10 protein-coding genes are annotated in these 10,075 nt (G+C 45.4%); 2 read left to right on the forward strand and 8 right to left on the reverse strand.

Annotated features, from left to right (window positions below; all coding sequences use genetic code 11):
- Positions 1-32 precede the first annotated feature (32 nt).
- Entirely contained in the window at positions 33-1,454 is a 1,422-nt protein-coding gene (locus tag Q7V21_RS13385) for a diguanylate cyclase domain-containing protein (RefSeq protein ID WP_304917769.1), read from the reverse strand.
- A 256-nt stretch (positions 1,455-1,710) separates the two neighbouring features.
- On the opposite strand from Q7V21_RS13385, the gene Q7V21_RS13390 reads away from it, so the two are divergent.
- Positions 1,711-2,142 (forward strand): DUF3144 domain-containing protein, encoded by a 432-nt coding sequence (locus Q7V21_RS13390; protein ID WP_304917770.1) that lies wholly within the window; start codon positions 1,711-1,713, stop codon positions 2,140-2,142.
- 377 nt (positions 2,143-2,519) lie between these two features.
- On the opposite strand, the gene Q7V21_RS13395 is transcribed toward Q7V21_RS13390, so the two are convergent.
- From Q7V21_RS13395 to Q7V21_RS13405, 3 genes are all read right to left on the reverse strand, one after another.
- On the reverse strand, positions 2,520-3,371 hold the full coding sequence (locus Q7V21_RS13395; protein ID WP_304917771.1) for a PA4780 family RIO1-like protein kinase: 852 nt from the start codon (positions 3,369-3,371) through the stop codon (positions 2,520-2,522).
- Positions 3,372-3,508: 137 nt separating this feature from the next.
- The gene (locus tag Q7V21_RS13400) at positions 3,509-3,850 is read right to left on the reverse strand and encodes a Fis family transcriptional regulator (RefSeq protein WP_304917772.1); all 342 of its coding nucleotides are present in this window, start codon (positions 3,848-3,850) and stop codon (positions 3,509-3,511) included.
- Positions 3,851-3,961: 111 nt separating this feature from the next.
- Positions 3,962-4,918 (reverse strand): AraC family transcriptional regulator, encoded by a 957-nt coding sequence (locus Q7V21_RS13405; protein WP_304917773.1) that lies wholly within the window; start codon positions 4,916-4,918, stop codon positions 3,962-3,964.
- A 276-nt stretch (positions 4,919-5,194) separates the two neighbouring features.
- Here Q7V21_RS13405 and Q7V21_RS13410 point away from each other — a divergent pair, with 276 nt between their 5' ends.
- Positions 5,195-6,052: an SDR family oxidoreductase gene (locus tag Q7V21_RS13410; protein WP_304917774.1), complete on the forward strand. Its 858-nt coding sequence runs from the start codon at positions 5,195-5,197 to the stop codon at positions 6,050-6,052.
- Positions 6,053-6,246: 194 nt separating this feature from the next.
- Here the strand turns inward: Q7V21_RS13410 and Q7V21_RS13415 are convergent, their stop codons facing one another.
- The 4 genes from Q7V21_RS13415 to Q7V21_RS13430 form a co-directional block, all read right to left on the reverse strand.
- Positions 6,247-8,094 (reverse strand): lytic transglycosylase domain-containing protein, encoded by a 1,848-nt coding sequence (locus Q7V21_RS13415; protein WP_304917775.1) that lies wholly within the window; start codon positions 8,092-8,094, stop codon positions 6,247-6,249.
- A gap of 285 nt (positions 8,095-8,379) precedes the next feature.
- Positions 8,380-8,718: a thioredoxin family protein gene (locus tag Q7V21_RS13420; protein ID WP_304917776.1), complete on the reverse strand. Its 339-nt coding sequence runs from the start codon at positions 8,716-8,718 to the stop codon at positions 8,380-8,382.
- Between the two features lie 323 nt (positions 8,719-9,041).
- Complete coding sequence (locus tag Q7V21_RS13425; RefSeq protein WP_304917777.1) at positions 9,042-9,638, reverse strand: outer membrane beta-barrel protein; 597 nt, start codon at positions 9,636-9,638, stop codon at positions 9,042-9,044.
- A 235-nt stretch (positions 9,639-9,873) separates the two neighbouring features.
- The coding region (locus Q7V21_RS13430) for an EAL domain-containing protein (RefSeq protein ID WP_304917778.1) at positions 9,874-10,075 on the reverse strand (202 nt) is incomplete at its 5' end.

Raw genomic sequence — 10,075 nt, forward strand, 5'->3', positions numbered from 1 at the left:
ACAGGGTCAAAATCAAACTTTGCCTGTTTTTACTAAGTTTCGTCATAAAAGAAATATTGGTTTTTACCTGATAACTTGGCTTTATACATTGCCATATCAGCCTGCTTTATCATTTCTTCAGCAGTGATTGTATTCATTCGACTTAATGAAATACCAATGCTCGCAGAAATCATAATATCTGAACCCCGGATTGATATTTTTTTCTGAAGCAATTGAAGAATTTTTTCAGCCACTAACCTAGCATCGGTTTTATTTTGTAGATTAGCCAAGATAATAGTAAATTCATCACCGCCAAGGCGCGATACTGTATCAACTCCCTCTCGAACACACGATGTTAGAAGTTGAGCAACATTGTGTAACAAGTCATCGCCAATATCATGTCCAAACGTGTCATTAACATTTTTGAAACCATCCAGATCGATAAATAAAACAGCTGTCAAAGTGTTATAACGTGATGATGCTTTTATAGCTTGCTCTAGTCGGTCCATGCCTAAAAGGCGGTTAGGTAATGCTGTTACGGTGTCATAATGCGCCAACTTCTGTAGCTCATCTCGATTGTTTTCTAACTCTTTCGCTGCAAATAACGTAAGTCTTATATATCGATTGAAATGAAGAAAAAACACAACGGAAACGGTAGCTAAAAAGACAATAATGAGGCTGGTCATTGGCATAATTTCGCCTAGATAACGCTTACCCGGTAAATCGGGTTTCCAGACGATATCAGCAATATGTTCCCCCAAAGGGTTCATCACCTTTAAAGCCGTAAAGTCATCCTTAAGAGGCGAACCTTTAGGTTGAACACTCAAATTATACAAATGAAATTGACTCTGCCACTTGTACAACAACGGATCATCAACCGGTCGAGTCATGACTAATACACCATAGAGTTTTCCTAATGACACAGTGTCAGATTCAAGACTGGGCACGATGGCGCTAGCGGCAATAAAATGTAGTTGACCAGCAATGTTGATAAACGATGTCACTGGGGTCGGCGATTTATAATTAACCTTGGTAGCTTTTTTGACAAGTGCTTTAAAGTCAGGCTGGCTATAAAGAGAAGTCTCAGTAAGAATTTGTTGACCATTGGCAAATCTGATAAGGACTTCGCCATCAGCGTTGTAAACGATAACTTGATTTATATCGAAAGTATCTAATAAGTAGTTACCATCGAGGTTTTCTTCAAAATAGGGTGAATCAGCATTGCCCGATAATGCTTCGGCGGCCTGATTCCAGTAACTGTAGTCATAAACGATCTTTCCTAGATTTTCACGCTCATTTGCAAACACACTGTTCGATACTATTTGCGAGGACTCTAGTGAGTTTGCATTTAAGTGAATAAACGATTGAGTAGTCAAATAAAGAAAGTAGATACCCAGACAAAACAGCATGAAAAACAAGCTATATAGACTTGTTCTCATATATCTCAAAATAATATCTATCTGTTTATTGCTCATCAAACTTCTCAGTTCAATAACTCTAACGTTACTAGACTAAAGTAACAGAGCCATCTTAAAGTCTTACTGAGCACAAAGCATTCTTTTTTTCATCAATCAGTTCAAATGCTTACACCATTATTTCTATATAGACACAACCTTAACTCTAGCTTCAATATGTCCTTTCCAGCTGCGTCATTATAGTGAGTCTACACTGGCTGACTATGGAGAATTCCACATAAGTCATAAACCAACCAGTAAGACCAGAGCAGCAGTTTTGACTGGCCTTGTTAAACCTAAAACAGCTAAGGTTTTTCTATCTGATATTATAGGTTCCGTTCAATCAACATATATAACCACTAAAAATGTCATCACGACTGCAATCAAATTTCAAATCAATAAGACTAATGAGAGAGAAAGAATGAGTGAAAATTCACCAACAAAAACATTTCAACAACGTGTCGATGAGTTCATTGCCGTTGCTAATCAGCAAGCAGCAGACAGTAGTGTAGACGACGTCAATACATCAATTCTATTTTCAGCCGCCCGATTTAATGCTTTCAGCGTCGCCCGTTCTGTTGAGAGCGCAGAGAATCTGCAAGCCGAAAAACAAGCCGCAATTGAATTTTTCACCCAACGTTACGCAGAAATGCTAAACCAAAACCTTGAAGAGCATATTGCTCGTTTTGATAGTTTTAGACAGAAATAATTAATCAATAAATTGCTGAACTCACAAAGCTCTGTTTACTGTAATCAGGGCTCAGGGCTTGCTGATCTTTCATCTCCGCCTCTGTTGTGAGCTGAAAAAGCGTCAATCAAGGCACGAGGAGCGCCTTTTAGTTATTCTAAATAAGCGACGAGCAACGCAGAGTGGCGCTTTTTCAGTCACAACCCGAAGGGCTGGGACTATTTTTGCGGCCGGCTGCGTTGTCAATCACTTATGTAGGATGGCTACACTGCGTGCTTTCCGCCTTGTCGGACACAAAAATAGCCGCCAGCAGTGGTGGATATGAAAGATCAACAAGCCCTATTGTTCATCCTGGATCAGCCAACTTGATTTTTTCTTAGAAAATTATGGTTACAACTTTAATCATCCTTATCTCTTAACCACAATTGCCTTTCTTGTTCTTCTTCCAGGATCGCTTTGATTTCAAGCAACACACCATCCACATCTGCGGTTTGCGAATCTTCTTCAAATTGGCCAGTGAGCTCTGTATCAGGTTGTAGTTCGCCATTCTCAAATAACGACCATATTTCTTTTTCGAAATGCGTGTTACGTAATTCTGGTGCGAATTGGGCATAGTAACGCGTCATATTTTGTACATCACGGGTTAACATGGCTTGTGCATTATTATTCGCCACCGCATTCACTGCTTGGGGAAGATCGATAATCACGGGGCCATGAGCATCGACCAGCACGTTAAATTCTGACAAATCGCCATGGACTAAGCCTGCACAGAGCATTTTTTTCACCGAATCCATGACCATCAAATGGTCTTCGATGGCTTGCTCAGCAGACATGGTTACATCGTTGAGTCGAGGTGCGACATCACCATCTTCATCCGTAATCAACTCCATCAATAACACACCGTTCATGCAATCATAAGGTTGAGGTACTCTCACACCGGCACTGGCAAGCAAATACAGTGCATCAACTTCGGCGTTTTGCCAGGTTTCTTCTTGCTGCTGACGACCAAATTTAGAGCCCTTTTCCATCGCCCGGCCTCGGCGACTATTACGTACTTTTCGTCCTTCCTGGTATTGAACTGCTTTTTTAAAGCTACGCTTGATGGCGTCTTTATAGACCTTGGCACAGCGTATTTCATCACCACATCTCACGACATAGACATCGGCTTCCTTGCCACTCATTAAGCGACTAATCACCTCATCTACAAGGCCATCATCAACCAGCGGCTGAATTTGTTTTGGTATTTTCATTATTGGGTTTTTATCGCTCAAACGTATCTGGTAAAAGAGACTGAGAAGTATAAACTACAGCCGCTTGTTTAAATCAGTTGGTAACTGATGCTAGCTTGTTTGGGTATTAGATTGGAGTCAGCGTCGATTGCTATTGGTTAACCCAGTCTGAGCGCCCAATTACCATTATGCTGCTGAAGACAATTCTCTTCAGTATCGTATGAAATATGGTCAACCATACGTTTGAGTTTGATATTCATCGTCTTAAATTCAGATTGAATAAGTGATACCAACGCTTGATTGTCATCTGATTGAAGGTAGTTGTTCAAATTCTCTTTTGTATCAAATACACAAACAATCTTTAAGCTATTTGGATAATCATCATAGTTAACCAAATGCGTTAACCACTGAAAACCATCGATATCTTTTAATGCCTGTTCACATACATCGGTCAATACTAACCGAAGTTCGTTATCAGTTTTTTTATCTGTTTTACGCATAGTTCAAATGAGGCCTAATGATTTATATCAAAGCGAAGGTTCAAACTCTGACCCTTTTGATTGCTTTTGGTTTTTCAATGAAAAAAGCCCATATTTTGAGATGACTGGCATCTAAAGGTGGGTGGATTGTTTGTTGGTAATTTCGAGCTGGGTCGGCTCCATCAACGAAAAAGCCGAACGCATTTCCCGTACCTCTTTTCCAGGGCTGCTGCCAAACAGCCGTTTGAACTCGCGATTAAACTGTGATGCACTTTCGTAGCCGACCCGTACAGCGGCTGCCGCTGCGGTGACGTTATCACGGATCATCATCAGCCGTGCCAGGTGGAGTCGTACCGATTTAATGTATTGGATGGGCGAAGTTGCAGCGACATTTCTGAAATGCACATGAAAAGCAGGAACACTCAGACCCGCCTCGCGTGCCAGTGAAGTTACGTCCTGAGGTTGGGCGTAGTCTCTGTGAATGCGCCGAAGCACACGTGCAATACGATCAAAATTACCCTGACTAGCCAGTGCAGCCCGGATCGCGCCACCTTGTTCACCCTGAAGCACGCGAAAATAGAGTTCCCGCACGATGGCAGGCCCTAATAGCTTGGCTTCCAGCGGACAACAAAGCGTTTTCAGCAGGCGCAGAGTGGTATCCGCCAGCATGTCATCCAGCGGCGTCGAAACAATACCAACTGGCGGGCTGGGTGCGGTACTGACATGCTGGTCAACTTCTACCAGCAAGTCGGCCAGCACAGCTTTGTCCAGGCTTATAGACACTGATAGCAGGGGATCTTCAGGGCTGGCATCAGTTTCGGTCGAAAATGGCAGCGGCACCGACAGTACTAAGTAATGTTGTGGATCATAGTGGTAGACACGGTCGGCCAGATAACCACGTTTATGCCCCTGACAGACAATCACTATGCTCGGTTCGTAAAGTACGGGTGTGCGACCCAAGGGGTGATCAGCCCGCATAAAACGTACGCCATCCAGCAGCGAGAGAGTATGGCCTTGTTGCGGGGCAAGTTGACGGATCAGCGCCGCCATCTCTGCCTGTCTCGACGTACAGGGCTGTTCGTTCGACATAACATTTATCCACATAAAATATTAAGTGACTATATTTTTGCATTATCTAGCCTGATTTTAAAAGAAGCTAAATAGGATTAGGCAATAATGCAAGAGAAGTCGACCTACTCTGTCCGAGCCACCATCTCTATGATCTCACCTTGTGCAATATGGGCAGTTGTCCAGGCAGCTGACCTTTGCCTATGCAACCTCGCAGCGCAGTCGTCATGACTGTTGCTGGTGTGGCAGCGCTATTCCGTAATTTACTATTTTTGCCAACTCCAGGAGTTTCCACTCATGCAACAACAAACACACCCTTTCAAGGTTTGGTTTATCACTGGCGCGGCACGCGGCATTGGCCTATCGCTGGCCCGCCAGGCTTTGGCTAAAGGCGATGTCGTAGCCGCAACATCCCGCACTCTGGCCAGCCTTAACCAGGCGTTTAACAATGGCAACGAGCGACTGTTGCCACTGGAGGTCGATTTGGTCAACGAGCAAAGTGTACAAGCCGCCATCGATAAGACCATTGCCACCTTCGGCCGCATAGACTATTTGGTGAACAATGCTGGCTACGGCCTGCAAGGAACCATTGAGGCGTTAACCGATGCCGAGCTGCGCCACAATTTCGACGTGAACGTTTTCGCCCCGCTGCATACATTGCGCTATGCGCTGCCATACCTGAGGGAGCAGCGTAGCGGACACATTTTTAACGTGGCTTCTATCGTAGGTTTTCAGGGCGGATACGCCGGCTGGGGCAGTTATGTTGCCTCCAAGTTTGCGCTGGCGGGGCTAACTGAAACCCTTGCCGCTGAACTTGCCGAGTTGGGTATTAAGGCTACGGTGGTCTATCCGGGGCCGGTACGTACCAACTTCCTGTCTAAAGACACCTTGGTGGTAGCCAAGCGCGCCATTGCCGACTACACCGAAGCCCAGGCTTCGCTGGATTTACATCTGAACGGGATGGACGGCAAGCAGGCAGGCGATCCTGAAAAAGTGGCGACCCTGATCCTGCAGGCAGCAAGCGTCGCACAGCCGCCGATACATTTGTTTGCAGGTAAGATAGCCAACACCCTGGCAGAACAGAAGATGCAGGCCGTGCACCAGGATCTGCTAGCGTGGTGCGGTGCGTCCGACGCTACGGATTTTGCTGCGTAGTAACACTAGCTCATGGAACAAGCTGTCGCCCAGTTGCCGGTTTGCCTGTACAAATTGAATAATCAGGCAATCACAGTGTAACTTTGGGCGTCAGCAATCAAAAGGATCAGAATCAATTGATAAGTATTCCTCTTTTAGAGTTTTTATTTCTGCCTGACCAGTTTGTTTTGAACACTATCGAGGCTATCTGGCCGTTAACCACCGACCGAGTAGCAGCTTGATATATCCGGCCATTTATCAGCCTTAATGGTCGTGTAATGTTGCCAGAACGCATTGTCGATGGCCTTTAAGCTGGCGGCGGTTTCTTCACGACGGTATCGTGCCAAGTGTGACGGGCCGCCGTTATAAGCGGCATATGTTGCCTTTATCAAATTGTCATCACCGCCGGGCTGTTCGTGCTCGCCTTTACGGAGCGCATGATCAATCATGTAATAGGTCAGAATTTCGATGCCAGCGTTTACGTTGTAGTCGACCTCATCAGTGAGACGGTCAAGATCGTAGACCTTACGCCAGACCCGACCGTTAATCTGCATCATGCCCAATGCGCCACCGGCTGAACGCAACACTTGGGGATCACTACTCGAACCTACGAACTGACGCCAGCAGGATTCTTTCCATGCTGTGGCACGAACCAAGGGATCGAGTCGCTCTGTCATTCTGTCCGGCAAACGATTATTTTCGGCCAACCAGGCGCTGGACTGTTCCTCCAGTAAGCTGGCGACCAGATCAAGGTATTCATTAAGGTTCTCCCGTTGCGGGACTAGCCCCTTTAAAGCCTCAGCCGGGGGGATGCTGTCGGCATGAGCGACCGGCAACAGCCATGACCCTACCCACCCCAAACCACCAGCGATTTGTCGAGTCAATTCTGCTGTTGTGAATTCTGCCTCGTCTACGGCATTCAATCCAAACAAATCGCGAAATTCCGGATCGACTTCCAAAGGCAACGGTGTAAAACTTGGCGGCACCGATTCGGCCAGCAGCAAGCGGGCAAGCCTGCGCAGCCCATCACGGGTGATTTCAAAACCATACTCAGGCCCGAGGGCGTCAAGTGCATGCAGCGCGTCACCACCTGCAATAAACGTGGCAAGCCTGAAATCAGCATCCAAACCTGGGGTCTTCAGACCTTCAAGTTCGTTCAACAGTGGCCGCAGCCGATCCCATGTCATCAGGAAAAGTTCTTGAACTGGATCATATTCGGGATCATCGACCGTCAGCGCCTCGGCTATCGCGTGTCGCGTGTCCAGCAGCACGCCGAGTAATTCAAGACGTAAGGCACGAGACTCCGTCGAGTAGGCCAGCGCCGAAATAATGGTAGTCAAAAAGCCGTCTAACTCATCTTCAAGCGTTTGCCATTGAGCCAACTCGCTTTCATCCAAACTTGGCTCGGGCACTCGAACTTTTGGTTCAGGAGTACGAACTTGGAAAGCCAGCCAAGCCCTGACGCCTGTTTCTTCAGTCTTGAGACGGGTGATATGGGTTCGTTGAATCAGGGACGGCTCACCAGCTTGCGCACTACTCTGATCCAGCATTTGCTCGATCAATCCATCAAGGCCGCTCAGTGGCCCGGCCAGGTCAATTTGTACCCTCTTCATGCGCGGCAGCACCAGTGCATCGGCAATGATCTGAGCTGGTTTGGTCAAAATGCCGGGGGTACTGTCTGGACGCGACAATTCGATCGAATCAGGTACAAACTCTATGGCCAGCCCCGATGCCATAATCTGGGGGGTAAGTTTCAATGCAAGACGGCCCCGCCATGGCGTAGGCCCCCGGCAGGCACCCAGCACGTAGCCACCAGTAGTAGCAGTCAATGCCATGCCAACAGACAATTGGTCACCATCGGTCACCACCACCATATCGGACAACTCAACCCGGTTGCATAGGTCGTTGCTAATCGTGCTCTGGCCATTCTCATCGAATTCAAAGACGCGACTGATCGCGGTCTGGAGATGAGCGGTTTCAGCCAGCAAAGGGATTTCGACTTCGCCCGCAGACAGCGCGTTCGAACTGTATAAGACGAAAAGCAGCCATCCAATATGTTTCATTCGATGTTCCAATGGTTAAAGCGAGATGATTTAGGGGCAGGGCCCGGTCTAGTGCTGACCTGTAATATTATGCCGCGCTTTTTAGAGAAGTGTCATGAAATACAGTATTCGAGCATATCAAGGCTGAATGCCTTGTCAAAGGAGTTGTCGACCATTAAATTTGATGGCCAGTTTTTCGCGATATTCAGCCTCTTCGATTCGACTCATCCGCCTCTTTAAGATCAGCATTACGAAAGCTGACTTCCATTTCTTTCGCACTTCATGGATACCGAAAAGCTGACGATTCTAGTTGATTTTCGACATTAATTGGCGAACCTCGTCAGAACGTAATGGCCTCACGAGACGAGCCACTTCATTCCCATCGTGCAGGAGTATCAACGTCGGCCAAAGCTTTACCTTGAACGCACGCCCCAGTCGTTTGCCCTTTCCGTCATAAATTTTAATATGACGCAGTCCTGAATGTTCAGTTACGACTTCTTTTATCGCAGAACTTGCCGCCTGACAGTGTCCACACCATGGCGCACCAAACTCAAGTAAAACGTCACCGGACAACTCGCCCATTTGTTCAAAGGTAAATGCATCTTCTGTGTAATCAGAGTTAGAACCAATATCATTGGTTTTCATCCTTTTTACTCCCCACTGTAAATTACAAGAATAATCAAAAAGGTCCGAGTCTGAGCCTTTTTATTTTGTCTCGATGCATGATGTGCAGAAGCTGATCGGGTAATACCAATCGAGGAAATCTTGCCATGTCGTTACATCCTTGTAACGATAAAATTTTATTTACTTTATTACATCAGTTTACGGAATCAAACTAAATCAAATTGGCCGTCCCCTTGATTCCTTCCAATGATTTGCACACTATTTGTTATTTGTAATAGCCAATAAAATAAAGGCCTTGTTAACAATCATTAACAAGGCCTTATGATTTAAGTACAGCTACTCGTTTAGTTAAACGTATACATTAAACCTACAGACATTAAATCAATATCTGCATCACTATCCATATATCTTTCCCATTCCGCACGGATAGCCAAACTTTCAGTCAGTGAGTAGCTTGCCCCCAGACCAAATAATCCGTCGGTACTTGAATCATCATCACTGGCTCTAACACCACCAAAAGTGGCACTAGCATCAGTATTGCTATGATAGAGGCCCAACTTGGCAAATAAATTAAAATCGTCAGTTAGTGGGAGTTTACCTACCATCGCGATGCTAACAGCATCTAATTCAGCTTTTGCTTTTCCGCTGGTTGAGCCATCTGTATAGTCTATGCTGAATTCACCTAAATCTGCATATGCACCTTCAACTGCCCAGTTTTCAGTGAAACTATAACCGGCAAAAATCTTATACGCAGAGTCACTATCATCACAGCTTGTTCTTGTTAAGGACAAGCTCGATAAATCATCAGAGACTTCACTACAAAAATCACTACTTTTTGCTTGTCCTACGTTAGCACCTAAATAAAATTCACCCGAAAATACAGGTGCAGCAAACGAAGCTAGTAATGGTAGAACAAGTAATTTCAAAGAGGGGTTTTTCACTTTTCTTATTCCTTTAAAAGTTTATTTCACTATATAAATATAGCTTATTCAGATTATATGGCATTTTAATGACATGAAGGGGTCAGCCACTGACCAATCCCCACGAAAAGACTTGGTTAAACAATAGATTAAGTTCATAAACGAAAGAACTCACACGGCATGACCTGATCTGGTATATCACCATAACAAAACAAGTCTGAAAGGAAGCGTCCCCTTTAACTTTTAATTTGGTCTGCTATGAAAGCGGTTTACGATTTTCTTCTACAAAGTGCATCCAGTCTGCTTTATTCAGTGGCCGTGCAAAATAGTAGCCTTGAAACCTGTCGCAACCAAAATTGGTCAGCATCTCCAGCTGTGCCTGGGTTTCAATCCCCTCGGCTACCACATCCATTTGAAGATTTTTCCCAATATTGATGATGCTTTGTACCATTTGTTGA

Source organism: Methylophaga sp., assembly GCF_030651745.1.